Source organism: Streptomyces sp. NPDC005496 (assembly GCF_042872045.1).
GTDB lineage: Bacteria > Actinomycetota > Actinomycetes > Streptomycetales > Streptomycetaceae > Streptomyces.
This window is the reverse complement of the sequence record NZ_JBIAJQ010000010.1, coordinates 336,749-363,435: the sequence shown is the minus strand read 5'-3', so window position 1 is coordinate 363,435 and position 26,687 is coordinate 336,749. Positions and strand designations below refer to the sequence as shown.

The 26,687-nt window shown below is 72.9% G+C and carries 16 protein-coding genes and 1 pseudogene; 8 read left to right on the top strand and 9 right to left on the bottom strand.

Features of this window, described 5'->3' with window-relative positions; translation table 11 throughout:
* The 3 genes and pseudogenes from ACFYQQ_RS29555 to ACFYQQ_RS29545 all read right to left on the bottom strand — a co-directional run.
* Positions 1-659 (bottom strand): annotated as a pseudogene (locus ACFYQQ_RS29555) (hypothetical protein); the annotation flags it as partial.
* Between the two features lie 325 nt (positions 660-984).
* Positions 985-1,902 carry an acetylglutamate kinase gene (gene argB / locus ACFYQQ_RS29550; protein ID WP_355791365.1) on the bottom strand — a complete coding sequence of 306 codons (918 nt, stop codon included), beginning with the start codon at positions 1,900-1,902 and terminating at the stop codon, positions 985-987.
* Positions 1,903-2,512: 610 nt separating this feature from the next.
* Positions 2,513-3,865 (bottom strand): lysine N(6)-hydroxylase/L-ornithine N(5)-oxygenase family protein, encoded by a 1,353-nt coding sequence (locus ACFYQQ_RS29545; RefSeq protein ID WP_355791368.1) that lies wholly within the window; start codon positions 3,863-3,865, stop codon positions 2,513-2,515.
* A gap of 324 nt (positions 3,866-4,189) precedes the next feature.
* On the opposite strand from ACFYQQ_RS29545, the gene ACFYQQ_RS29540 reads away from it, so the two are divergent.
* Positions 4,190-4,861, top strand: a complete 672-nt coding sequence (locus ACFYQQ_RS29540; protein ID WP_388905702.1) for an FMN-binding negative transcriptional regulator — start codon at positions 4,190-4,192, stop codon at positions 4,859-4,861.
* A 68-nt stretch (positions 4,862-4,929) separates the two neighbouring features.
* Here ACFYQQ_RS29540 and ACFYQQ_RS29535 read toward each other — a convergent pair whose 3' ends face one another.
* Positions 4,930-5,736: an LmbU family transcriptional regulator gene (locus ACFYQQ_RS29535; protein ID WP_356240337.1), complete on the bottom strand. Its 807-nt coding sequence runs from the start codon at positions 5,734-5,736 to the stop codon at positions 4,930-4,932.
* Between the two features lie 839 nt (positions 5,737-6,575).
* Between ACFYQQ_RS29535 and ACFYQQ_RS29530 the strand changes: the two genes are divergently transcribed.
* On the top strand, positions 6,576-7,520 hold the full coding sequence (locus ACFYQQ_RS29530) for a ParB/RepB/Spo0J family partition protein (RefSeq protein WP_355793595.1): 945 nt from the start codon (positions 6,576-6,578) through the stop codon (positions 7,518-7,520).
* 207 nt (positions 7,521-7,727) lie between these two features.
* Here ACFYQQ_RS29530 and ACFYQQ_RS29525 read toward each other — a convergent pair whose 3' ends face one another.
* The 5 genes from ACFYQQ_RS29525 to ACFYQQ_RS29505 all read right to left on the bottom strand — a co-directional run bounded on the left by ACFYQQ_RS29525 (position 7,728) and on the right by ACFYQQ_RS29505 (position 13,709).
* Entirely contained in the window at positions 7,728-8,000 is a 273-nt protein-coding gene (locus ACFYQQ_RS29525; protein WP_356169061.1) for a hypothetical protein, read from the bottom strand.
* A 90-nt stretch (positions 8,001-8,090) separates the two neighbouring features.
* Complete coding sequence (argJ, locus tag ACFYQQ_RS29520) at positions 8,091-9,242, bottom strand: bifunctional glutamate N-acetyltransferase/amino-acid acetyltransferase ArgJ (protein ID WP_388905698.1); 1,152 nt, start codon at positions 9,240-9,242, stop codon at positions 8,091-8,093.
* Complete coding sequence (gene argC / locus ACFYQQ_RS29515) at positions 9,239-10,267, bottom strand: N-acetyl-gamma-glutamyl-phosphate reductase (RefSeq protein ID WP_355794404.1); 1,029 nt, start codon at positions 10,265-10,267, stop codon at positions 9,239-9,241. Before argC ends, argJ begins: the two co-directional genes overlap by 4 nt.
* Positions 10,268-10,850: 583 nt before the next feature.
* The gene (locus ACFYQQ_RS29510) at positions 10,851-12,008 is read right to left on the bottom strand and encodes a serine hydrolase domain-containing protein (protein WP_355793106.1); all 1,158 of its coding nucleotides are present in this window, start codon (positions 12,006-12,008) and stop codon (positions 10,851-10,853) included.
* A gap of 966 nt (positions 12,009-12,974) precedes the next feature.
* Positions 12,975-13,709 carry an alpha/beta fold hydrolase gene (locus tag ACFYQQ_RS29505; protein WP_355793108.1) on the bottom strand — a complete coding sequence of 245 codons (735 nt, stop codon included), beginning with the start codon at positions 13,707-13,709 and terminating at the stop codon, positions 12,975-12,977.
* Between the two features lie 466 nt (positions 13,710-14,175).
* On the opposite strand from ACFYQQ_RS29505, the gene ACFYQQ_RS29500 reads away from it, so the two are divergent.
* From ACFYQQ_RS29500 to ACFYQQ_RS29475, 6 genes are all read left to right on the top strand, one after another.
* Positions 14,176-14,391 (top strand): MbtH family protein, encoded by a 216-nt coding sequence (locus ACFYQQ_RS29500; RefSeq protein WP_261707133.1) that lies wholly within the window; start codon positions 14,176-14,178, stop codon positions 14,389-14,391.
* 249 nt (positions 14,392-14,640) lie between these two features.
* Positions 14,641-15,369 carry an LmbU family transcriptional regulator gene (locus ACFYQQ_RS29495; protein WP_355782866.1) on the top strand — a complete coding sequence of 243 codons (729 nt, stop codon included), beginning with the start codon at positions 14,641-14,643 and terminating at the stop codon, positions 15,367-15,369.
* Between the two features lie 101 nt (positions 15,370-15,470).
* Entirely contained in the window at positions 15,471-17,054 is a 1,584-nt protein-coding gene (locus ACFYQQ_RS29490) for an amino acid adenylation domain-containing protein (RefSeq protein ID WP_355782864.1), read from the top strand.
* A 53-nt stretch (positions 17,055-17,107) separates the two neighbouring features.
* Entirely contained in the window at positions 17,108-17,338 is a 231-nt protein-coding gene (locus tag ACFYQQ_RS29485; protein WP_355782861.1) for a phosphopantetheine-binding protein, read from the top strand.
* Positions 17,339-17,680: 342 nt separating this feature from the next.
* Positions 17,681-18,868 (top strand): NAD(P)/FAD-dependent oxidoreductase, encoded by a 1,188-nt coding sequence (locus tag ACFYQQ_RS29480; RefSeq protein WP_355782858.1) that lies wholly within the window; start codon positions 17,681-17,683, stop codon positions 18,866-18,868.
* A 47-nt stretch (positions 18,869-18,915) separates the two neighbouring features.
* Complete coding sequence (locus ACFYQQ_RS29475; RefSeq protein ID WP_388905691.1) at positions 18,916-26,685, top strand: amino acid adenylation domain-containing protein; 7,770 nt, start codon at positions 18,916-18,918, stop codon at positions 26,683-26,685.
* Positions 26,686-26,687 lie beyond the last annotated feature (2 nt).

The following is a 26,687-nucleotide window of genomic DNA, read 5'->3' as shown; positions in this document are numbered from 1 at the left end:
GATCCCGGCACCGATCCCGGCACCGATCCCGGCACCGATCCCGGCACCGATCCCGGCACCGATCCCGGCACCGATCCCGGCACCGATCCCGGCACCGATCCCGGCACCGGCTCCGGCACCGGGACCGGGACCGGCCCGAGGCTGGCGAAGGACGGTTCCCCGCTCCCGCACGTACAGCCAGTCCTGTCGCTGTGCGAGGGCGGGGCGGGGCAGTCGTCGTCCCGGCCCGGGGCGGGGGTGCCGCTGCCGGAGGGCGCACCGGCCTCGGTCTCGGCGTCGGCTTCGGCCAGCGCGCACAGCAGAGCCAGCCGGGTCCGGGGGGAGAGCGAGGCGGCGAGCTGGAGCAGCAGTGCGCGGGCCTCGTCCCCGTCGGCCCCCGCCCCGCCGTCCGGCCCCGCCCCGCCGTCCGGCCCGGTGCAACCGCCTGCCGCCATCCCGTCGTGCGGCCGGGCCGGGCCGCCGGATGCGGCACCGGCGTCCAGTCGATGGCCGAACGCCACCGGCCACGGCGTGGGAGGCAGGGCATGCAAGGGGCGGCGGACCGCTCGCGGCTGCTGGACGCTGTCGCGCTCGCGTGGCTCCTGCCGGTCCACGGCGGATGCCGGCTCGCTCGATGCGGGCCCGTCGGCCCAGGGGCCGACCCAGGGGGTGTGTGTCACGGGCACTGCCCTCGCCTTCGCTTCGCAATCGTCACCGGGCCCCCGGCCGGCTGCGCCGGCCCCGCACCTACCGCACCGGTACGCCGCCGGAACACGCCCCGACTCGCCGCACCCGTACGGCGAACCGGGCCCCGACTCGCCGCACCCGTACGCCGGGCGCAGCCTGCCCCGGCCTGACCGGTGCGCGGGGCGCAGGCGCTGCGCGCGGTGGGGGTGGTGCCGGGGGTGTCCGGACATCGGGTGGCGCTGCTGCCCGGCGACCCGCCGTACCTCGGCACCGGCACCGGCACTGGTGCGGGGGTGGGTGTGGGGTGTGGTGGCTTGTTCACGGCAGGACCTCCGCCTCGTCCGCGTCCGCGGGGTCGGGGACGATGACGGTGCCGACGCCGTCGTCGGTGAACATCTCCAGCAGCACCGAGTGCGGGATGCGTCCGTCGATCACCCGGGCCGCGCCGACGCCGCCGCGTACGGCGTGCAGGCAGCCGGTCATCTTGGGGACCATGCCCTCGCTCAGCTCGGGCAGCAGTTTCTCCAGCTCGCGGGCGGTCAGCTTCGGGATGACCTCCTCGCTGTGCGGCCAGCCCGCGTACAGGCCGGCGACGTCGGTGAGCATGACGAGCGCGTGGGCGCGCAGGGCGGTGGCGAGCGAGGCGGCGACGGTGTCGGCGTTGACGTTGTAGACCAGGCCGTCCTCGGCGCTGCGCGCGAGCGGGGACAGGACCGGGATCCGGCCGGCCGCCAGCAGGCTGTCCAGGGCGGTGGTGTCCACGTGGGTGATGTCGCCGACCCGGCCGACGTCCACCGGTTCCCCCTCGATCCACGGCAGGTGTTTGACGGCGGTGAGGGTGTTGGCGTCCTCGCCGGTCATGCCGACGGCGAGCGGCCCGAAACGGTTGATCAGCCCGACCAGTTCGCGCTGCACCTGGCCGGCCAGGACCATCCGCACCACGTCCATCGCGGGCGGTGAGGTGACCCGCAGCCCCGCCTTGAACTCGCGTGCCAGGCCGCGCCGGGCGAGTTCGGCGTCGATCTGGGGGCCGCCGCCGTGCACCACCACCGGCCGCAGCCCGGCGTAGCGCAGGAACACCACGTCGCGGGCGAAGGCCGCGGTGAGGCCGGCGTCGACCATGGCGTGTCCGCCGAGCTTGATGACGACGGTGCGGCCCTGGTGGCGGGCCAGCCACGGCAGGGCGTCGCCGAGGGAACGGGCCTGGGCCAGGGCCGGGTGCGCGCCGGCGTTCACACGGACCTCGCACGACGGGGGAGGGGGCCGCCGGCCGGGCAGTTGGCGCTCATAGAAACGACTCCTTTTTCGAAAAGAAGGGGGAACCCGGCCACACGAGCGCGGGCCCTGACGAGCGGTGGACATGCGCTTGAAAACGGCACGAAAACCCTTGGCTGCGATACGGGCGCTTGGGAAAGTGAATACCTCTTCGGCCCGGGCCGGTCTCGTGCGCCGCAATCATCGCGCGCGGACACCGCCCGGTGGAACACCCAATCCCGTCAACTCCATCCACGCAGACGGCTGTTGCACCCCCGGGCAATACCGCCGAACGCCACCCCCTCCCCACTTTTTTCGCCGCCTTGAGCACACCCCGCTCGACGGCGGATCGCGGGCGCCTCGAAAACGAGTGGAACGAGAACAACAACCCCCGGCCCCCGCTTTTTCTCGCGCGCCCGTTTCCCGTCGGCCGGAGCGTTTTACGGACCTCACCCCGCTGCCGCACCACCGGTGAGCCCGAGGGTGCGGTGCAACCGCCGGTGAGCCCGAGGTGCGGTGCAACTGCCGTTGGGGCGGGCCCCGGTGCCCTACCGTCGGCACCAGGGGCCCGCCCTTTTTGGCGGGTGCCGTCTCAGGCGGCCGAGGACGCGGCCCGCACGGGCCGGCTGCCGCCCAGTTCCCGCTCGGTGCGCCGCAGCACGATGGAGTCGGCGATCTCACCGCTGCGCACCGCGACGTTCGACAGCAGCGACGACGACAGGCCGTGGCTGTGCTCGGTGCCGCCCTGCAGGTAGACGCCGCAGGTCAGTCCCGACGCGGTGACCAGGCGGTAGTCACGCGTCACCCGGTGCCTGCCCGCCTGGTCGCGCTGGAAGTTGTGGTCGAAGTCGCCGAGCAGGCGGGCGGGGTCCAGGCCGTCGTAGCCGGTGGCGAACACCAGCGCGTCCACGGCCACTTCCTCCTTGCGGTCGTCCAGCAGCGAGTGCAGCAGCACCCGCGTGGCGTCGCCGGCCGGTTCGATCGAGGCGACCCGGGTGAGGTTGCGGAAGTGCAGCCGCTTGCTGCCGCGCACCTGCTCGTCGTAGGAGCGCTGGTACAGGGCGCGGATGACGTCGGCGTCGACCACCGAGTAGTTGGTGTTGCGGTGGTAGCGCCAGAACGAGTCCTGGGCCCGCTCGGTGCCGTAGTAGTACTGGTCGACGGCGCTGGGGTCGAAGACCTGGTTGGCGAAGGGGGTGTCGTCGGCGACGGAGTAGCCGTAGGAGGGGATGACGGCACACACCTCGGCGTGCGGCAGCGAGTCGTACAGGAACCGGGTGATCTCGGCCGCGCTCTGGCCGGCGCCGACCACCGCCACGGACTTGAGGTCGCCGGGGGACTGGGCGTTGAACCGGCTGAGGAACTTCGAGCTGTGCCACACCCGTTCGGTGTCGCTCACGCCCTCCGGCAGGCGCGGCACCAGGCCGGTGGAGATGACCACGTTGCGGGCGCTGACGACGGTGGTGGTGCCGTCCCCGGCGCGTACCTCGATGTCGAGGAGGTCGGGGGTGCGGCTCCCGGCGCCGGTGGCGGGCCGGATCGAGGTGACCTCGGCGCCGTAGGTGACCCGGTCGTCCAGACCGGCCGCCGCCCATTCCAGGTACTGATGGAATTCCTGCCGGGTCGGGAAGAAGTCCATGTTGTTCACGAACTGCACCAGCCGCTCCGAGGCGTGCAGATACGACACGAAGCTGTACCGGGACGTCGGATTGCGGAAGGTCGCCAGGTCCTTGAGGAAGGAGATCTGCATCGTCGTCGACGGCAGCAGCATGTTCCGGTGCCAGCCGAACGTGGACTGCCGCTCGAAGAAATGGGAGGTGATCGGATGCTGCGGAGAGCTTGCCTCGTGTTCCTCCAGGGCGATCGCGAGCGACATGTTGGACGGGCCGAACCCGATACCGACCACGTCGTAGATTTCCTGGCTGGGCCTACCCGTTATGTCCATAGAAAAATTCTCCCGCTTGCGTCTGGAAAACTCGACAGGTGGCTCGAGAGACCGTCGTACAGTGTTCTCCGGAGAGTGTCTAAAAGGCAACTCGAAAGTGGCATGAAGACCGTTCGACGGCCGCAGGGCGCGTCTGATATCCGAAAGCGTTGTCCCGTCGGCAGGACGGGGGTACGGTCGGCGCGGATTCCCGAGATTTTTTGTGTGGCGGCCCGTCATGCAGGCGAGTTGCCCCGACTCGGAACCATGCCCCCGACACCATTGCCGAAAGGTGACTTCCGGATGTTCGTTCCAAAGTTCTACCGCGAACCGGAAAGTTCGTGGATGGTGGATCTGATCCGCGGAAATCCGCTGGCACTCGCGGTGACCAACGGCACGGCCGAAAACGGCCCGTTCGCCACGCACCTGCCGGTCATCTTCGACCCCGACGCACCCGACGACGGCGACGCCGGCCACAACCGCCACGCCGGCAACAACCGCGACGGCGACGGCGACGGCGACGGCGAAGGTGGCGGTGGCGGGCTGGCGGGCACCACCCTGCTGGGGCACATGAACCGGGCCAACCCGCACTGGACGGCGCTTCAGAGCGGCGCGGTCCTGCTGCTGACCTTCACCGGCCCGCACTCCTACGTCTCACCCACCGTGTACGAGAAGACGCCGGCCGCCCCGACCTGGAACTTCACCGCCGTCCACGTCCGGGGCGTGGTGGAGAAGATCAACTCGATCGAGGAGACGCTGGGCGTGGTGCAGTCCACCGTGCGCGCCTTCGAAAAGGGCTTCGGCACCGGCTGGGACATGAACGAATCCCTCGGCTACTTCCGCAAGATCGTGCCCGCCGTGGGCGCCTTCCGGTTCACCGTCACCGGCGCCGAGGGCATGTTCAAACTCAGCCAGGAGCAGCCCGGCGAGGTACGCGAGCGGGTACGGGAGTCGTTCGGGCAGAGCGAGTGCACCTACCGGCGCGAGACCGCGGAACTCATGAGCCGCCTGCCCTGAACCACCACCACCATCCGCCGCTGCCGGCCTCGGTGTCGGCTGTGGTGTCGGGACTGGGGGTGGGCGGGTCAGGCGCTGATGGCCACCGGGTGGATCCGCTCGGCGAGGCCGGCGCCGCGGGTGTGCTCCGCCCCGGTGCCCGCGGCCGGCGTCGCGAGCGGCTGCAGGCCGGCGCCGTCCGCCCGCTCCTGCTCCTGCGCTGTGGGAAGGTCCGCTCTCGTGAGGTCCTCCAGCGCGTTGGCGGCCGCACTGTCCAAGGTGGCCATCACCCACTGCTCGAAGTCGACCCCCAGCTGCTGCGCGGCCCGGTGCCACCACTGGAAACGGCTGCCCGGCACATCCAGGCGACGGGACGGCTCCGCGACGGCCGCCGGCTGCTGCTCGCCCTGGCGGGCGGCACGGATCGCGCCCCGCAGCTGCTTGGTCGTCCACTGCCGCTGCTCGGCACGCTCCAGCCACACGTCCTGCTCCTCGAGGGGCATCGACGCCAGCTCGGCATGGTGCTGGAAACTCAGGGCGGACCTGCGCCGGGTGAGGTCGAAACGCCGGGACACCCACGCGTAGTTGCGCAGCGTCTGGTACGACAGGCCCGCCGCGCGTATCCCGCGCTGGTAGCGGTCGGTGTAGTGGTCCTTGCCGTACACCATCCAGTCGCCCAGCCACCAGGAGGAGGAGTCGAGGACGTCGGCGAGCTGGCGCCCGGCCCGTTCCCACTCGTCGTAGGCCATCTTGGCCGGCATCTGCAGGCCCACCTTGGTCGTCAGCACCTGGGCCCGGCGCGGCCCGGGCGGCGCGGTGCGCGGCGGGGGCTGCGGAAGAGCGGTTGCCGAGCCGCCGTGCGGCCCCGCCGTCTGACCGGCCTGACGCGTCATCATGCCTCCATGAGATGGGGTCCCCTAACCGCTGAGAACCCTCCCAGGACGGGGTGGAGGGCAACCGGAGCCGCACTCGAACGACTGACCGTCGAACGCCCCCACGCCCCGGCCTGAAACCCCTCACCACCCCCGAGACCGGATCCCGGCCTCCCGGGCCCCGGAGCCCCCAGTACCCCGGGATGCCCGGCACCCGCGGCCCCGCGACACCGTCGATCAGCCCGGGGGCGCTGTCCCGGCGACGGGACACAGCCGCCGCCGGCGTGACCCGCCGCCGTCCGGACGCGCCCCCCTTTTCTTCCAGGAGCCCGTCCAGTCCGTCCTTTTCCGGGTGCCGGACCGGATTTCACGTCCGGGAGGCGCCGTAACCGGGCGGCAGGGGAATCCGCTGGGTATGTTTCTGCGGGGACCGGCAGTGTGCGCGTATTCCTCCGGCATCCCCGTTCACCCTTTGTTCGCTCCTGCCGCTACTGCCGCTGTGCGCGTATCGGCCGTATCGGCCTTATCGGCCGCCGGAATACCGAAAAGAACCGGTGGAAATGTATTTTGTACCTCTTGGGCCCATATGGGCGTGGAGGGGAGTCGTACGTGTACAGGCATTTCGTGATCACCGCCGCAGAGGTCCGCGACCGTGAACCGGCGCCGGCCCCAAAGGCCGGTGGCGCGGCGGGGGAGGGGAGCCGGTGATGAGTCCGCACCTGGCCCCCGCCGGCCCCGCCCCGGCGCCCGCACCTCCCCAAGCCGCACCCGTGTCCGCGAGCCTCACCCCCGCAACTCCCGTTCCCGCACGCCCCGTTCCGGCAGCGGTGCTCACGGCCGCCCTCGCGGTGGGGGAGGGGGCTGTGCGGCGGGCGACGGTGCCCGTGGAGGTGCTGCTGGATGCCGACTCCCCGCGGATCGAGGGGGAGAGCGCTGCGCGGGTGCGGATGCTCGCGGAGCTCGGCTCGCCGCTGCCGCCGATCCTGGTGCACCGCCACACGATGCGGGTCATCGACGGAATGCACCGCCTCAAGGCGGTACGCCTGCGGGGTGAGGACACCATCGAGGTGGAGTTCTTCGACGGCGGCCCGGCGGAGGCCTTCGCTCTGGCCGTGCGGCTGAACATCTCCCACGGACTGCCGCTGACACCGGCGGACCGGACGGCCGCGGCACAGCGGATCCTTGCGGCGTGCCCGTACTGGTCGGACCGGCGCATCGCCGCCACCGCCGGGCTCGCGGCCGGCACCGTGGCCTCACTGCGGCGCCGTTCAAGTGGCCAGGATGAGCAGTTGAACACGCGGGTGGGCCGGGACGGGCGGATCCGCCCGCTGCAGGCGACCGAGGGGCGGCTGCGGGCGAGCCGGGTGATCGCCGCCAACCCCGGGGCGTCACTGCGGCAGATAGCCGAGCAGGCCGGCATCGCCACCGCCACCGCCAAGGACGTACGGGACCGCATACGGCAGGGACAGGACCCCCTGCTGCCCGACAGGACGGCAGCCAGGGCGAGTTCACCCCCGCCCGCGCCCGCGTCCGCGCCCTCGGCCGGTGGCCGCACAGGCACGCGGGTGCCCGCCGCCGCCATCGGGCAGCTCCTGCCGAACGTGTGCAAGGACCCCTCACTGCGCACCGAGGCCGGCCGCACCCTGCTGCAACTGCTGAGCGTCCACTCGATCGGCGACGAGGCGAAGTGGCTGCGCCTGGCCCACAGCGTGCCCGGACACCGCGCGGACCTCCTCGCCCAGGCCGCCCGCCGCTGCGCCGACCACTGGCTGCGCCTGGCCAACGAACTCGAGACCCGCGAACACTGACCCCGCCCCCGCCCCCGTCACCCCACCCCGCCCTGCCTTCGCCCCCCCCGGGACAGGCGGCGCAACGGCGGCGCAGCCCGGCACCGGGGACCAACTCCCTTACCCAGCCGTCCCCTTGGGTGAGCAGCCCCCGCGGAGCGGCAGCAGGACGGCGAAGTCAAGGGAGTGGGGGAGGGCCGGAGCGATGACCCGGGGGAGGGGCGGGGTTCAGGCGGCTGCCGGCTGTGGGCCGGCCACCTCGCGCAGGGCCGCCGCGAAGCGTCGGGGAGGACGTCGGTCTCGTCGGCGCTGACGGTCGGCGGCGGGGTGGGGCGCCGCCGCGTTCACCAGGACGCCCCGCTCCCGCGCCGTCTGCTGCACGTCCACCGCGCGGTCGCCGTCGGGGCCGGTGCCCGCCAGCAGGCCGGCGCCGCGCACGTCAGCGACCACAGGGCCCAGGTCGTGCAGGCCCTGCTTGAGGTGGGCGCCCCGCTGCCGCACCTGCTCCAGCGGGCCTGCCGTCCTCGATGGTGTCCAGGACGGCGAGGGCGGCCGCGCACACCACGCCCGGGAGGGTGCGGGCGAGGGTGTTCATGAGGAGTACGCGCTGTTCTCGTGGACGTAGTCGGCGGTGAGGTCGTTGGTCCAGACGGCGGCCTGCTCGGTGCCCGCGGCGAGGTCCACGGTGATCGTCACCTGGCGGGCGCTCATGTCCACCAGCGCGCGGTCCTCGCCCACACCGCCGCTCTTGCACACCCACACGCCGTTGATCGCCACGCTCAGCGCGTCGGGTTCGAAGACGGCGCCGGTGGTGCCGACGGCGGACAGCACACGCCCCCAGTTGGGGTCCTCGCCGTGGACGGCGCACTTGAGGAGGTTGTTGCGGGCGACGGAGCGGCCCACCTCGACCGCGTCGTCCTCGCTCGCCGCGCCCACGACCTCGATGCGGATCTCCTTGCCCGCGCCCTCGGCGTCCTGGATCAGCTGCCGGCCCAGGTCCTCGCAGACCGCGCGCACCGCCTGGGCGAACTCCTCAAAGCCGGGGGTGATGTGGGAGGCGCCGGAGGAGAGCAGCAGCACGGTGTCGTTGGTGGACATGCAGCCGTCGGAGTCGATGCGGTCGAAGGTGACCCGGGTCGCCTCGCGCAGCGCCCGCTCAAGGATCCCGCCGTCCACGTCGGCGTCCGTGGTCAGGACGGCCAGCATGGTGGCCAGGCCCGGGGCGAGCATGCCGGCGCCCTTGGCCATGCCGCCGACGCTCCAGCCCTCGCCCCGGCGCACCGAGGTCTTGTGCACGGTGTCGGTGGTCATCACGGCCAGCGCGGCGTCCTGCCCACCGGAGGGGGACAGCGCCGTGACGGCGCTGTCCACGCCCGCAAGGACCCGCTCCATCGGCAGCGGCACACCGATCAGCCCGGTGGAGCAGACCGCGACGTCCCAGGCGTCCAGGCCCAGCAGCGCGGCGGCCCGCTCGGCGGTGGCCCGGGTGTCCTGGTGGCCGCGCGCCCCCGTACAGGCGTTGGCGCCACCGGAGTTGAGCACGACCGCACCGATCCGCCCGTCCGACAGCGCCCGGCGCGACCACAGCACCGGAGCGGCCTGCACCCGGTTGGAGGTGAAGACGCCCGCCGCCGCACGGCGCGGCCCGGTGTTGACGACGAGCGCCAGGTCCCGGGCCCCGTTGGTCTTGATCCCCGCGGCGATGCCCGCCGCCCTGAACCCCTGTGCCGCGGTGACGCTCACGGTGCGACTCCGATCGTGGAAAGCCCCAGCTCCTCGGGAAGCCCCAGGGCCAGGTTCATGCTCTGCACGGCGCCGCCCGCGGTGCCCTTGGTCAGGTTGTCGATGGCACCGACCGCGATGATCCGCCCCGTCGCCGTATCCAGGGCGACCTGCACCTGCGCGGCGTTCGACCCGTACACGGCCCCCGTGGAGGGCCACTGCCCCGGCGGCAGCAGCGTCACGAACGGCTCCTCGGCCAGCGCCTTCTCATACGCCGCCCGCACCTCCCGCTCACCGGTGCCCGGCCGCGCCACCACGGAGCAGGTCGCCAGGATTCCCCGCGCCATGGGCGCCAGCGTCGGAGTGAACGACACCGCCACCCGCTGCCCGGCCACCGCGCTCAGCTGCTGCACCATCTCCGGGGTGTGCCGGTGACCGCCGCCCACCCCGTAGGGCCGCATGGAACCCATCACCTCACTGCCGAGCAGATCAGCCCGGGCCGCCCGGCCCGCCCCGGAGGTACCCGACGCGGCGACGACGACGGCCTCGGGCCCGGCCAGCCCCGCCGCGTAGGCGGGAAACAGCGCCAGCAGCACCGCGGTCGGATAACAGCCCGGCACCGCGACACGCCGCGAGCGCGCCAACTCCACCCGCGCACCCGGAAGTTCGGGAAGGCCGTAGGGCCAGGTGCCCGCATGCGCGGAGCCGTAGAACCGCTCCCAGTCCGCCGCCCGCGTGAGCCGGAAGTCCGCACCCAGGTCCAGGACCAGCACCTGCTCGCCCAACTGCCGGGCCAGCGCCGCGGAATGGCCGTGCGGCAGCGCCAGGAAGACCACGTCGTGCCCGGCGAGCACCTCGGCGGTGGTCGCCTCCACCACCCGCCCGGCCAGCGGAGCCAGATGCGGCTGCAGCTCACCCAGCGGGCGGCCCACCCCCGCATGACCGGTCAGCGCCCCGATCTCCACATCGGGACGGCCCAGCAGCAGACGCAGCAGCTCGCCCCCCGCATACCCGCCCGCTCCCGCCACGGCCACTCGCACCCTCATGAGTCCTCCCCCTCGACAGACACGCCGTTCTAACGCGACACCCTCCCGGCCAACAATCACACTCACCATGACCATGACAACCATGGGGAGGGGGCGGGGATGCGGGGAGGCTGAAATGCAGGGGACGCGGGGGTGCGGGGATGCGCGACGCGAGTTCACCGGCGCCCCCCGGCGCCACACCCCGGCCCGGCCTGCCGACCACCGGCAACCGGCTCGGGGCTGGGTGCTGTCAGGTGCCCGGCCGGCCCCGGCTCACGGGGGCCGGCCTGCGGCAAGGGGGCCCGGATGGCGGCCTGTTGACGCCGGGTCCCGGCACGGACATCGGGGGCCGGGACCCGCAAAGTGTGGGGGGACTGCGCTCGCGCCGTGACGCGACGCCGCCCTGCCGCGATGCGCGCGGTGCCGCGTGCCTGCGGTGCCGCATGCGTGCGGTGTCGCGCTCGTGCGGTGGTGCGGTGGTGTGCTCATACGGCGGTGCGGTGCTGCGCTCATACGGCGGTGCGGTGATGTGTCGTGCGGTGGTGCCGTGTGGGGCGCCCCGGCGCAGGGCGCCCGGCATGCCGCAGGTGGCGGATGCCTGGCGTCAGGAGCAGAACTCCGCGCTGAGGATCGGCAGGATCTCGTCCGCCCGCCAGTCACCGTTGTAGCTGAACGCCAGCTGGTGGCGGCCGTCGTCGGTGAGCGCGACCAGCGACAGCCAGCCCACCGTGCCCCCGTCGCGGTACCAGATGCTGGTGCCGCAGCCCAGCGTCAGCCGTTCGATGCCCAGCCCGTAGGAGGAGATGGGGAAGTCGGGATTGACGACGGTCGTCTTCATCTCCTTCAGCTGCTGCGCCGGCAGCAGCTTCCCCCGCAGCAGCGCCCCGTAGAACCGGTTCAGGTCGCCCGCGCTGGAGATGACGTCGGTGTTGCCCCACAGCTGAGAGCCGTTGACCTCGGTGACGTCGTCGATGCGGTCCGGCTGCGTGTCGTAGAAGAGCTTGGAGTAGCCGCGGCTGCTCGGCTCCGGCAGCTGCGCGCCGGTGCCCGGGGTGGACGTCGCCTTCAGTCCCAGCGGCTCGATGATGCGCTTGCGCACCTCGTCCTCGTACGAGCGCCCGCCGACCTTCTCCACGACCATCGCCGCCAGGACGTCGTTGGTGTTGGAGAACCCGTGCCTGCTACCGGGCGCGAACACCGGCGCGTGGGCCAGCGCCACCTTCACGCGCTTGTCGTGCGGCAGGGTGTCGTAGCGGTGCTGGAGATAGCCCTCGCCCTGCACGTAGGTGGCGACGTAGTCGCTGTCGGCGAAGTAGTCCGCCAGGCCGCTGGTGTGGTTGAGCAGCTGCCGCACGGTGATCGCGTTGCCGTCGTTGCCGTTGCCCCGCACCAGGCCGGGCAGATGCCGCTCCACGGTGTCGTCCAGGGACAGCTTGTGCTCCGCCTCCATCTGCAGCAGCACCGCCGCGACGAACGTGCTGGTCAGGTGCCCGACGCGGAACCGGTCGTTCTTGCCGCGCGGCTCACCCGTCTTCAGGTCGCCCACCCCCGACGCCGTCTTCCACACCCCCGTGGTGTCCCGGGCCTCGGCGGCCACGCCCGGGATACCGCCCGCGACAGCCGCGTCGATCGCGGCCTGCGTCGCCTGATGGCCGGCCGGGGGAGCGGTGTCCGCCCCGGCCGGGCCCGTGAGGACGGTGGCCGTGATCGCGACTGCCGCCACACCGATCACGCCGGTTCTTGGCCTCTTGCGTATCGTCATTCCCCGCTCCTGACAGTCGTCTCTTATTGGCTGATGCCGTACTTGTGCGGTCCGTCGGCGGCAGAGTAGGTCACCGGTGTTGTGTGCGGATAGCGTGCGCAGCAAGACCCCGAACGCCGACAAAGCGGTCGACGGCCCAAAGAGGCCTCCGTGGAACCGAACGCCCACCTGGCGCGTAGAAGGCCCCTGCACGGGCCCGCCAACGGCCCTTCACCGGAACGGAGTTGGCTAAAAGAGAGCCAGTGATTCCGCCCCCGGCGAGCCGGCGAGCCACTCCGACCCAACGGCATGACGGCATGACGGCATGACGGCATGACGGCATGACGGCACGAGGGTGCGTAGGGCGTGATGGTGTGGCCGCAGTCGGCGCTGCGGCACGGGGGCCGGGCGTGACGGCTCCTCGCGCGGCACACGGCAGAGGCCACGTCGGCCGGCGCATCAGAGGAAGCGGCCCCATCCCGGTGCGACGGCAGCACGGCGCACGACAGCGCGGCGGCACAGGGCACGACAGCACGCCGCAGACCCGCCCCGGCCGGTACGCCCGGCACACGCACGCGGGACACCCGGCGCACCCCGCAGGCAATACAGGCGGGTACGCGGCGGGCAGCGGGGGACAAGGGGAGGCACGACCCCGGCGCGGCGCCCGGATCACGCGAAGGTGCGACTCCGCAGCGGTTAACCGCACCGCCCCGGGCAGGGCACAGCCTCCGGGCAGGTCACCGCTTCCGAGGCGTCTCGGCCCCGCCCCACACCACGGGCCGGCAGGCGAGAACACCCGCAGCACCGGTGCCGGCGCCCCGTACGCTCAGCGGCGCCCCGTCACAGGTGCGCCGCGCCGGACACCCCGGCCACCCCGGACACACCCGCCACCCCGGACACCGGGACGGCGCCGGACGCACTGCCCACCCCGGACACCGGGACGGCGCCGGACGTGCCGGCCGCCCCGTCCGCGCCGCCGGACGCGCTTCACGCGAGGGACGCCTCCAGTGCGTCCGTCGCATCGCGTGTGATCTGCCGCAGCAGTGCTGTGGGGTCGTCCTGGAAGTAGAAGTGGCCGCCGTCGAAGACCCGAAGGCCCGTGAAGTGGGTGGCGTGCCGGGCCCAGCCCGCCATCTGGTGCGGTGAGGCGGAGTGGTCGCCGGCGCCCGCGTAGGCGGACAGGGCCACCGGCAGCGGGGCGGCGCCCGGGTCGGGCCGCCAGGTTTCCACCAGGCGCAGGTCGCCGCGGATGAGCGGGGCGAGCAACGCCCACAGGCCGGGGTCGTCGAAGACCTCGTCGGGTGTTCCGTCGAGGGACTTCAGCCGGGTGCGCAGCTCGGCGTCGGGCAGTTCGTGGTACCTGCTCGGCGGGCCGGCCGACTGCGGTGCGGGGCGGGCGGAGACACCGACCCACACCGGCGGCGGCAGTCCCCGTTCCAGGGCCCGCCGGGTCATCTCGTACGCCAGCAGGGCGCCCATGCTGTGCCCGAACAGGGCGTAGGGGCCGTCGAGTTCGTCCTCGATGCTGTGCAGCAGGAAGTCGGCGAGGGCGTGGGCGTCGCTGATCTGCGGCACGTCCAGGAGCAGGCCGTGGCCGGGGGCGTCGAGCAGCCGCACGTCCCAGGTGCCGGGCAGGTGGGCCGGCCAGTGGCGGTACAGCACGTGGGAGCCTCCCGCGTGGTGCAGGACGAACAGGCGCAGGGCGCCCGGGGTGCCGTCCATCGCCGTCCCCCTCGTTCTCGTCTCTTCGCTTCGCCCCCTGTGCGCGGTGGCGCACCTGGGCACTTTACGAGCCTGCCGGGGTGCCCGGGCGGGGCGCGGGGGCGGGCTCCGCCGCAGGTGTGGCGGCTCTCGAGTGATCCTCATGCGCCCCGCCCGGCCGGGGCTGCGAGCGCGGCATCGTGGCACAGGACGGCGGCCGGGTACAGGGCTGCCGGCGCCCGGCAGGTGCGCTCCGGCGGCGGGGTGCCCACCGGCCCGTACGGCCTTGTAGCGCCGAGCGCCGGCTCCCTACGGTGACGTGGCATCGCCGGGGCCGCCGGTGCGCGGTGTCCTGTCGACCGGACACCGCATGCGGGTGTCCGGCCCGATCCAGGGACACCCCGACCGGCGAGCCGCGTGCCCGCCGGCGCCGGGCCCGGCGTCTTCCCATCTGCAGTCACCTCATGACGGACAAGGACGGTGCCAGTTGAGCACGAACCCCTTCGATGACGCGGACGGCCGCTTCCACGTGGTGGTCAACGACGAGGAGCAGCACTCCCTGTGGCCGGTGTTCGCCGAGGTGCCCGCCGGCTGGCGCGTGGTGTTCGGTGAGGCCGCGCGGGCCGAGTGCCTGGAGTACGTCGAGCAGAACTGGACCGACCTGCGCCCCAAGAGCCTGCAGGAGGCGATGGCGGCCGACTGACAGCCGGCGCCTGAACGGTTCAACAAGGGCCCCCGCAGGGCGGCCACGGCCGGCCGCCCCGCGCCACTGCGGGGGCTCCGGCGCGAGCGCCGCGGGCCCGCGAGACGCGCGGGCAGGCACGGCGCTCGCCGCCGGGGCCGCCCGGCGCGGGCGGGGCGGGCCGGGCCCGGACAACGGATGACGTCGAGTGGGGAGATGAGGGCTGTGACGGGGGCTGTGAGAACCGCGAGCAGGTACGGGACCAGGCCGGTGGAGCAGCGCGGGGAGCCGGCGCAGCGCGAGGTGTTCCTGTCCTTCGTGGGCAGGCAGGCCACGGTGCAGAAGTCGGGGATGACGTTCCCGCAGAACCTGCCGGAGCGGTCCTGGGAGCAGATCGGCATCAACCTGCATGAACTGGTGAACTCCTCCGCGTGGTGGCTCGCCGACTGGCTGCTCTTCGGGGAGGCCACCTACGGGTGGCGGCGCTACAAGGAGGCGGTCGAGCGCACCGGCCTGGACTACCAGACCCTGCGCAACTACGCGTGGGTGGCCCGGCGGTTCGAGCACGAGCGCCGGCGGGACTCCCTCAGCTTCGCCCACCACGCCGAGGTGACCCGCCTCTCGCCCCCGGAGCAGGACTACTGGCTGCGCCAGGCCGAACAGCACAAGTGGTCGCGCAACGAACTGCGCCGGACGCTGCGCGCGGGCCTGGCCGCGCAGAGCGATGCGGCCGCACCCCCCGCCACCACCGGCGGGCACCGCGAGGTGTCCGGCACGGGGGCGGGCACCGGGCCGGCCGCCCGACCCGGCCCGCAGGCATCCCACGGCCAGGACGGACAGGACGGGCACGAGCGCGCCACGCTCACCATCGAACTGTCCGCCGGCCAGCTGGAGCACTGCGCCAAGGCCGCCGCCGCGGACGGTCTGTCCCTCAGCCAGTGGGCGGCCCGCGTCCTTGCGGCCGCCGACCGGCCCACCGCCCCGCACCCCGGCGCCTGAAACCCGCACCCCCACCGCCCGGCCCCGCTTCCCGGCCCGGGGCGCCCCCGGCCCCTTCCCTTCCGTCCGTGACCGGACCCTTTTCACATCGGAGCCAGTTGATGATCCTTCAGGGAAAGCGGGTTGCCCTGCCCCCGGTGCCCGTCGTCCACCACCGGTTCGAGGCACACGCGCAGGCCACCCCCGACGCCGTCGCCGTCCGCTGGGCCGGCCGGCAGCTGACCTACGCCGAGCTGGACGCGCGGGCGAACCGGTTCGCGCACTTCCTGGCCCGGCGTGGACACGGCCGGGGCGCGAAGGTGGGGGTCTGCCTGGACTACTCCATCGACATGCTCGTCGCCATCCTCGGCACCCTCAAGGCGGGCGCCGCCTACGTCCCCTTCGACCCCGCCTACCCCGCCGCCCGGCTGCAGCTGCTGCTGGGCCAGGTCCCGGGCCTGGCCCTGATCGTGGCCTGTCCGGCGACCGCCGCGATGGTCGACTCGGCTGCCGTCGACGTCATCGACCTCGAGCAGCTCACCGAGCACCTGGCGGCGCTCCCGGCGACCTCACCGCAGACCGACGTCACCGGCGAGGACATCTGCTACGCCGTCTTCACCTCCGGCTCCACCGGCACACCCAAGCTGACCGCCGTACGCCACCGCGGCTGGTTCAACCTGATGAACTGGCTCACCCTGGAGTACGGGCTGCACAGCGGCTCGAACCACCTGGTCGTCAGCGCGTTCGGCTTCGACCTCTCCCAACGCGCCCTGATGACACCGCTGTTCTGCGGCGCCACCCAGCACCTGATGGCCAGCCGCAACTTCGACGCCATGATGGCCTACCGCATCCTGGGCGAGCACGAGATCCGCGTCGTGCACTGCGCCTCCAGCACCCTGTACGTGCTGGTGGACTGGGAGCGGGCCCGCGGCGGAGACGCGCTCACCCGCCTGGACTACGTACTGTTCGGCGGGGAGGCCCTCAAGCCCGAACGGCTCACCGGCTGGGCCCGCCGCGAGGGCAACACCTGCACCCTGCTGCACCAGTACGGCGTCGCCGAGTGCACGGACGTCGCCACCTCCTACGACCTGGCCCACTACCGCTCCGGCGAGCAGGACATCGCCCCCGTCGGCACCCCCGCCTACAACACCGACATCCACCTGCTGGACGAGAACCTGCGCGGCGTCGCGCAGGGGGAGTACGGCGAGATCTGCATCGCCGGCGACGGAGTGGGCGCCGGCTACCTGGGCGCCGCGGGACCGGAGAACGCGAAGTTCACCACCGTCGACGTCGACGGGGCGCCGGTGCTGCTGTACCGCACGGGCGACCGCGGATGTGTCAGCGAGGCCGGCCACCTGGTCGTCGCCGGCCGGATGGACGCCCAGGTCAAGGTGCGGGGCATGCGCATCGACCCCACCGACATCGAGCGGGCGCTGGGCAAGCTGGCCGGCATCCGCGAGGCCGCCGTCGTCGCCACCTACACCGACGCGGGGGAGGCCGAGCTGAGCGCGTTCATCGTGCCCTCCCGCAACGAGCTCACCGAGGACGACGTGCGCACCCGGCTGCTGCGCACGCTGCCGCGCAACATGGTCCCCGCCCGGTTCGTGAACATCCTGCGCCTGCCGCTGAGCCCGCACGGCAAGGTCGACCGCGCGGCACTCGTCGGCTCACTCAAGACCTACGCCGGCAGCGGCACAGCGGCCTAGCCCGGGCCAACTCCCTTGTGCGACCGAGGAGAACCGAGGAGAAAAGGACAGCGATGACTGCCGACAGCGTGCGCGCCATCTGGTGCCGGGAACTGGGCCGCGAGGACATCGCGGCGGACGACGACTTCTTCGCCCTGGGCGGCCAGTCCGTGATCATGGTCGGGATCCAGGGTGCCTTCCTGGAGGAACTGGGCGTCGAGGTCCCCATGGACCAGATGTTCCTCAACCCGACGGTGGCCACCATCAGCGCCTACATCGAAGCCCAGCGCACCCCCACCCCCTGATCCCGCCCCACGGGACAGCGGCGACCCACACCCCGGCACCCCCCCCTGGGGCACCATCCCGCCCCACCACGACACACCCCGGCACGACACCGCACGACACGCGGGGCACGGCACGGCGGGGGCGGCCACCGCACCCACCCGTGCCGGCCCGCCCGGCCCGGCGCGGTCCGCTCGCGGACGGCCGGCAGCGGCCGCGACCCGGCGGGCGGGCCTGCGCCGTCCCGCCGCGGCCCCCGGCCGCACCGCTCCGCACCGCATCTTCAGCGCAGCCGCGCGAGCAAGGTCAGGCCACCGGCCGTGGCCGCGACGCGTGCAACAACTACCTGGTAAGAGAGGCGCGCCATGTACGACGTGATTGTCATCGGTGCCCGTTGTGCGGGTTCGCCGACGGCCATGCTCTTCGCACGGCAGGGCTACCGGGTCCTGCTCCTGGAGAAGGCGCAGTTCCCGCAGGACACCCTGTCCTCGCACTACATCCACATGCAGGGCATGGCGCTGCTCAAACGCTGGGGGCTGCTGGAGGCGCTGACCAAGGCCGGCTGCCGGCCGATCACCCGCCAGAGCTACGAGGGGCCGGGCGTGCGCATCGAGGGCTTCTCGCAGCCGCTGGAGGGCCTGCACCACACCTACGCGCCCCGCCGCTACGTCCTGGACCCGGTCCTGGCCCAGGGCGCCGTCGAGGCCGGCGTCGACTTCCGCCAGTCCTGCCAGGTCAAGGACCTGTTGTGGGAGGACGAGCGGGTGGTGGGCGTGCGCTACAGCACGCCCGGCGGCACCGACACCGAGGAGCGGGCCCGCCTGGTCGTCGGCGCGGACGGGATGCGCTCGCTGGTGGCCCGCAAGGCCGGCGCCCCCAACGTCATCGAGCACCCGCGGGTGACGTGCACCTACTACAGCTACTGGGCCGACGTGCCCTCGCACTTCGAGCTGTACGAGCGGCCCGGCCGCTGGATCGGCGTCATCCCCACCAACGACGACCTCACCCTGCTGATGACCTACTTCCCGCAGGAGGAGTACAACGACGTCCGCAAGGGCGTCGAACCCTTCTACCTCGACTCCTTCCGCACCACCGCCCCCGAGCTGTACGAACGCATGGCGGCGGGCCGCCGGGTGGAGCAGCTGTACGGCACCGGCCACCAGGAGAACTACTTCCGCAAGGCGTACGGCCCCGGCTGGGTGCTGGTCGGGGACGCGGTCAACCACAAGGACTCCATCACCGCCCGCGGCATCACCGAGGCGTTCGTCCAGGCCCAGTCGCTGACCGGCCACATCGGCCAGAACCTGCACGAGGACGCGGCGCTGCGCACGGCGCTGCGCCGCTATGAGAACGATCTGAGCGGCGAGGCCCTGAGCCAGTACCAGGGCGCGCTGAACGTCGCCGAGCTCAAGCCCCAGGGACGGGTGGAGATGCTGCAGAAACTCGTCGGCCACCAGGAGCACATCGACCGCTACTTCTCGACGCTGTCGGGTGCCTGCTCCATCGACGACTTCTACAACGACGACCTGCTGACCCTGCTCGACCTGAACTGAGCCGCCACCCCCGCTTTCGCCTGGTTTTCGCCGAATTTGGAGAAACAATGATCCCGTTGTCGTTCGCGCAGCGTCGGCTGTGGTTCGTGGACCGCTTCGAAGGCCCTTCGCCGACCTACAACGGCGCTTTCGCCCTGCGGCTGACCGGCGAGCTGGACGTCGGCGCGCTCACGGCGGCGCTGGCCGACGTCGTCGAGCGGCACGAGGTGCTGCGCACCGTCATCGTCGAGGACGAGGACGGCGTGCCGCACCAGCGGATCCTCACCGGCGAGCAGGCACCGTTCGCCCTGCCCGTCAGGGACGTCGGCGCGGCCGAGCGGCAGGCGGCGATCGAGGAGGCGGCCACCGAGACCTTCGACCTGGCCGCCGACATCCCGCTGCGCGCCCGGCTGCTGCGCACCGGCCCCCGCGAGCACACCCTGGTCGTGGTGGCGCACCACATCGCCGTGGACGGGGAGTCCTTCGGGCCGCTGTTCCGCGATCTGACCACCGCCTACGCGGCCCGCAGCGAGGGCGGCGCCCCGGCGTGGGAGCCGCTGCCGGTGCAGTACGCGGACTACACGCTGTGGCAGCGCGAGGTGCTGGGCCAGGAGGACGACCCGGACAGTGTGGCCGCCCGCCAACTGGCGTACTGGCGCGACCAGCTGGCCGATCTGCCGCAGCCGCTGGCGCTGCCCACCGACCGGCCCAGGCCACGGGTGATGAGCGCGGACGGCGACCGGATCCCCTTCACCATCGACGCCGACCTGCTGGCCGCCGTGGAGAAGCTCGCCACCCGGGCCGACACCACCGTCTCGATGGTCATGCACTCCGCGCTCGCGGTCCTGCTGCACCACCTCGGGTGCGGTGACGACGTGTCCATCGGCGCGCCGATCACCGACCGCACCGACGAGGAACTGCGCGACCTCGTCGGCTTCTTCGTCAACACCTGGGTACTGCGCGTGGACCTGTCGGGCAGCCCGGACTTCACCACGCTGCTGCACCGGGTCCGCGAGCGTTCCCTTGCCGCCTACGACCACCAGGACCTGCCCTTCGAGCGGCTGGTGGAGCTGATCAACCCCGACCGCTCCACCGCCTACAACCCCTTCTTCCAGGTCATGCTGTCCTGGCAGCCGCCCGTGCCGGACCTGCAACTGCCGCACCTGGGCGTCCAGGTGCAGCGCCTGGAGACCGGCACCGCCAAGTTCGACCTGTTCTTCGACCTGCTGCCCGACGGCTCGGGCGGCGCGAACTGCCGCCTGGAGTACGCCGCCGCCCTCTTCGACCCCGACAGCGCCCAGCGCATCGCCCGCCGCTTCGTGCGCGTCCTCGAGCGCCTGACCGCCGACCCCGAGCGCGCCATCCACACCCTGGACGTCCTGGAGGAGAGCGAGCGCGCCCAGCTGCTGCCCCCGCCCCACCCCCGGCAGCGGGAAGCCGCCGCGGAGGGGGAGGCGCAGACGGTACCGGAGCTGTTCGAACGCCAGGTCGCCCGCACCCCCGACGCCCCGGCGCTGGCCTGCCAGGGCCGCACCCTGACCTACCGCGAACTCGACGAGCGCGCCGACGCTGTCGCCTCCCAGCTGCTGGAGCAGGGGGCGGGCCCGGAGGACCTGGTGCTGCTGGCGCTGCCCCGCACCGAGGACCTGGTGGCCGGCCTGCTGGGCATCCTCAAGTCCGGCGCCGGATACGTGCCGCTGGACCCGCGCCACCTCGCCGGCCGCGCCGAGAGCGTGCTGCGCGAGGCCGCCCCCCGCTTCGCGCTCACCGACACCGCCACCCGCACCCGGCTGCCCGACAGCACCCTCACCGTCATCGATGTCGACGAACGCGAACAGTGGACTGCCACCGGCACCCCGGGCAGCCGGCGCCGGGCGGCGCTGACCGGCGAGCACCTGGCGTACGTGATGTACACCTCCGGCTCCACCGGCACCCCCAAGGGCGCGGCCCTCACCCACCGCAACATCGTCACCGGGGTGCGGGAGCTGGTACGGGTGCTGGACACCCCGCCCGGTTGGCGGATGCTGGCCGCCACCTCCGTCAACTTCGACGTCTCGGTCTTCGAGCTGCTGACCACCCTGAGCACCGGCGGCACCGCCGAACTCGTCGACAGCGCCCTGGTGCTGGGCGAGGGCGAGGGCTGGGACGGCCACATCGTCAGCGGCGTGCCCAGCGTGCTCACCGAACTCGCCGCCCACCTGGACAGGTCCCCGGACGTGCACACCCTGGTGTGCGCCGGCGACGTACTGCCGGGCCGCCTGGTGCACCAGGTCCGCCAGTCACTGCCGGACGTGCGCATCGTCAACTGCTACGGGCAGAGCGAGAGTTTCTACGCCACCACCTTCACCCTCCCCGCCTCCCAGCCGTGGCCGGAGGGCGACGTGGTGCCCATCGGCGCCCCCCTTGCGGGCATGCGCGCCTACGTGCTGGGCCCGGGCCTCGCCCCGGTCCCGCCGGGCGTGGTGGGCGAGCTGTACGTGGTGGGGTCCTGCCTGGGCCGCGGCTACCTGGGCCGGCCCGCGCTGACCGCCGAACGCTTCGTGGCCAGCCCCTTCGGGCCGGCGGGGGAGCGGATGTACCGCACCGGCGACCTGGCCCGCGTGAACGCGGCCGGCCTGCTGGAGTGCGTGGGCCGCAGCGACGGCCAGGTCAAGGTCCGCGGATTCCGCATCGAGACCGCCGAGGTCGAGGCGGCGATCACCAGCCACCCCGGGATCAGCGAGGCCCTGGTGATCAGCCGGGAGGTACCCGCGGGCGGCCGCCGGCTGGTCGCCTACGTGGTGCACACCGGCGAAGGCGGCGTCGGCGACGACGGCGCCGGCGGGATCGGCGACGTGGACGTGCTGGCCGGCGCGTCCTCGGCCGAACTGCGCAAGTTCACCGCGGCCCGGCTGCCCGACTACATGGTGCCCTCGGCGTTCGTGGCCCTGGACCGGCTGCCGCTGGGCCCCACCGGCAAACCGGACCGCTCGGCGCTGCCCGAACCGGAGTTCGGCACCGAGAGCTACCGCGAGCCCAGCACCGACACCGAGAAGATCATCACCGCCGCGTACGCGGACGTCCTGGGCGTGGACCGGGTCGGCGTCGACGACGACTTCTTCGCCGCCGGCGGCGACAGCCTGCGCTCCATCCAGGTGGTCGCCCGCGCCCGCGCCCGGGGCCTTGAGCTGTCCACCCGCGAGATCTTCGAATGCCGCACCGCCGCCCGCCTCGCCGAGGCGGCGCACGACCGCCAGGGCCAGGTCGCGGTCCTGGCCGAGGACGAGAGCGGCGGCGTCGGAGCGATGCCGCTGCCCCCGGTGGCCCGACAGGTCTTCGAGCACGGCGGCAGCATGAACCGCTTCGCCATGTCGATGGTCCTGGAACTGCCCGACACCATCGGCGCCGACACCCTGGCCGCCACCCTGGACGCCGTCCTGGACCGCCACGACCTGCTGCGCGCCCGCCTCGAAGACGGCCCGCAGCCCCAGCTCGTGGCCCAACCGCCGGGCAGCGTGCACGCCGCCGACCTCCTGCACCGCATCGAGTGCGACGGCCGCTTCGAGGACCCGGCCCTGCTGGACGTCGCCCGGCAGGAACTGCACCGGGCGACCGGCCGCCTGGACCCGTGTGCCGGCACGATGGCGGACTTCGTGTGGTTCGCCCCGCCCACCGGCGCGGGCCGGCTCCTGGTGGTCCTGCACCACCTGGTGGTCGACGGGGTGTCCTGGCGCATCCTGATGGCGGACTTCGCCCATGCCTGGCAGCAGGTGCGCCGCGGACAGCGGCCCGAGCTGCCCGCCACCGGCACCTCCGCCCGCCGCTGGGCCGCCGCCCTGGCCGAGGAGGCGCTCAGCCCGCGCCGGGAGCAGGAACTGGCGTACTGGCGCGACCTGCTCGAAGCCCCCGACCCGCCACTGGGCAGCCGCCACCTCGACCCCGCGGTGGACGTGTGGTCCACCCTGGACACCGTGCGGGTCCAGCTGCCCGCCGACGTCACCGAAGCGGTCCTGACCACACTGCCCGCCGCATTCCGCGGCACCGGCACCGACGTACTGCTGGCCGCCCTGGCGCTGGCCGTGCACCACTGGCGGGCCGCCGACACCCCCGCCCTGGTCCGCCTGGAGGGCCACGGCCGCGAGGAGGACGCCGTCCCCGGCGCCGACCTCTCGCGCACCGTGGGCTGGTTCACCACCATGTACCCCGCCCGCATCGACGTGCGCACCGTCGACTTCGACGAGGCCCTGGCCGGCGGGCCGGCCGCCGCCACCGCCATCAAGCTGGTCAAGGAACAACTGCGCCGGATCCCCGACAAGGGCCTGGGCTACGGACTGCTGCGCCACCTCAACCCCGACGGCGCCGACCAGCTCGCCGGCCTGGCCGTGCCGCAGATCGGCTTCAACTACCTCGGCCGGATCTCCGACGCCGACGTGCCCGAGGAACTGCGCACCGACGGCTGGGGCCCGGCGTCCTGGTCCGCCCAGCTGATCGCGCAGCCCGACGAGGACCTGCCCGCCCTGTCCGCGCTGGAGGTCAACTCCGTCGCCACCGACACCGGCGAGGGCACCTGCCTGCAGGCCGCCTTCCTCTTCCCGCAAGGCGTCCTGACCCGCGAGCAGGCCGGCGAGATCGCCGAGCTGTGGGTGCGGGCCCTGCACGGCATGGCCGCCCACGCCGCCCGCCCCCACATCGGCGGCCTCACCCCCTGCGACGCCCCCCTGGTCACCCTCACCCAGAGCGACATCGACGCCTTCGAGGAACGCTACGGGGCACTGGCCCAGGTGTGGCCCCAGGCCCCGGGACAGTCCGGCATCCAGTTCCAGGCCGCCCTGGCCGACGGCGCCTTCGACGTCTACCACATGCAGTTCGTCCTGCACCTGTCCGGACCCGTGGACCCCGCCCGCATGCAGGCCGCCGGACAGGCCCTGCTCCAGCGCCACCCCAACCTGCGCTCCGCGTTCGTCAGCACCGCCGACGGCGAACCCGTCCAGGTCGTGCCCCAGCACGTCACCCTGCCCTGGCAGCACCTGGACGTCAGCGGCCACAGCGACAGCGACCAGGACGCCGCCCTGGACCGGGCCCTGGCCGAGGACCGCGCCCACCCGCTGGACCCCGCCCGCCCCCCGCTGCTGCGCCTGACCCAGCTCACCTGCGGACCCGAGCGGACCAAACTCATCATCACCGCCCACCACACCCTCTTCGACGGCTGGTCCTCACCCCTGGTCATCACCGACCTGGTGCGGCTGTACGCACAAAGCGGCGACCTCGCCCCGGTGCGCAGCTACGGCGACTACCTGGCCTGGCTGTCCCGCCAGGACCGGGAGGCCTCCGCCGCCCGCTGGAAGAGCGAACTCGACGGCTTCGACCAGCCGACCCTGGTGGCCGCCCACCTGACCTCCAGCGGACAGGCGTCCTCCCTGGGCCGGGTGGAGGTGCCGCTGTCCATCGACAAGGGCCGCGAACTGGCCCGCCGCGCAGCCCAGTTGGGCGTCACCCTGAACACCCTGCTGCAGGGCGCCTGGGCGATCCTGCTCAGCAAACTGACCGGGCAGCAGGACGTGGTGTTCGGCGCCGCCGTCAACGGCCGCCCCGCCGACCTGGCCGGCTCCGACGAAATGGTCGGCCTGTTCATCAACACCCTGCCGACCCGCGCCCGCTGCGCCCCCGGCCAGAGCCTGGGCGAGGTCATCACCGACCTGCAGAACCGGCAGATCAGCCTCCTGGACCACCACTACTACGGCCTGGCCGACATCCAGCGCGGCGTGGGACTGCCCAGCCTCTTCGACACCATCGTGGTGTTCGAGAACTACCCCGTCGACCGGGAGGGCATCGTCGAGGCGAACACCTCGGCCGGCTTCACCATCGACGCCATCCGCCCCTTCGCCGGCTCGCACTACCCGCTGACCCTCAACTCCTCCGACCCCTACCTGCGGCTGTCCCTGGACTACCAGACCGACCTGTTCGACCAGAGGGCCGCCAAAGCCGTCGCCGCCCGCCTGGTCCGCGTCCTGGAGGAGATCCTCACCGACCCGGCGGCGCCCGTCGCCGGGGTCGACGTCCTGGACAGCGACGAGTTCGACCACCTGGTGCGCCGCGTCAACGACACCGCCCGCCCCCTCGCCGCGACCACCCTGCCCGACGCCTTCGAAGCGCAGGTGCGCCGCGACCCCCAGCGCACCGCGCTCATCGCCGAGGACGAGACGCTGACGTACGAGGAGTTCAACCGGCGCGCCAACCAGCTGGCGCACTGGCTCATCGAGCAGGGCGCCGGCCCCGAACAGCTCGTCGCGGTCAAGATCCCCCGCTCGGTGGACCTGATGGTGGCCATCTACGCCGTCGTCAAGGCCGGGGCCGCCTACGTGCCCATCGACACCGAACTGCCGCCCGAGCGCGTCCAGCACGTCCTGGCCGGCGCCCGCCCCCTGCTCGTCCTGGACGCCGCCCTGCCCGACGTCGGCCACTACCCGCACACCGACCCCCAGCGCAGCCTGTCACCCGACAACGCCGCCTACGTCATCTACACCTCCGGCTCCACCGGCGGCCCCAAGGGCGTGCCCGTCGCCCACCGGGCCATCATGAACCGGCTGCAGTGGGGCCTCGGGCACTTCGACGTGACGCCCCAGGACCGGGTGCTGCTCAGCACCACCGCCGGCTTCGATGTGTCGGTACCCGAACTGTTCGCCCCCCTGCAGGTCGGCGCCGCCGTCGTCATCGCCCGCCCCGACGGCCGCCGCGACCCCGCCTACCTCGCCCAGCTCATCCAGCAGCACCAGGTCACCGGCGCCGACTTCGTGCCCTCCCTGCTGGAGACGTTCGTCGCCGAACCCACCGCCGCCCGGTGCACCAGCCTGCGCTGGATCGAAGTCGCCGGCGAAGCCTTCCCGCCCGCCCTGGCCAACAAGTTCACCACCCTGCTGCCCGGCTGCGGCGCCCACAACGTCTACGGCCCCACCGAGGCCGCCGTCGAGGTCACCCACTGGCAGCACATCCCCGGCAGCGACCACCTGCCCATCGGCGCCCCCATCTGGAACACCCAGGTCTACGTCCTGGACGCGGCCCTGCGCCCGGTCGCCCCCGGCGTCACCGGCGAGCTGTACCTGGCCGGCACCCAGCTGGCCCGCGGCTACCTCGGCCAGAGCGCCCTGAGCGCAACCCGCTTCGTCGCCTGCCCCTACGGCGCGCCCGGCACCCGCATGTACCGCACCGGCGACCTCGCCCGCTTCACCGGCGACGGCCAGGTCGAGTACATCGGCCGCAGCGACTTCCAGGTCAAGATCCGCGGCTTTCGCATCGAACTCGGCGAGATCGAACAGGTCCTGGCGGCCCACCCCGGCCTGGACAGCGCGGTCGCCGTGGTCCGCGAGGACCAGGCGGGCGACCAGCGGCTGGTCGCCTACGTCGTCCCCGCCCCCGGCACCCAGGCGGCCGGCGTGGACACCGCCGCCCTGACCGCCCTGGCCCGCGAGCACCTGCCCGCCTACATGGTCCCCTCGGCGATCGTGGCGCTGGAGAGCCTGCCGCAGACCCCCAGCGGCAAACTCGACCGCGGCGCGCTGCCCGCCCCCGAACACGGCCCCGCCGCCACCGGCCGCGGACCGCGCACCCCCGACGAGGAAGTCCTGTGCCGGCTGTTCGCAGAACTCCTGGGCGTGCCGCAGATCGGCATCGACGCCGACTTCTTCGACCACGGCGGGCACTCCCTGCTGGCCACCCGGCTGATCGGCCGCATCCGCAACGAACTCAAGGTCGACGTGAAGGTCACCACCGTGTTCCGCAGCCCGACCGTCGCCGAACTGGCGGGCCACCTCGGCAAGTCGGCCAAGTCGAACCGCCTCCAGCTGCGCCAGATGAACGTTTAGGA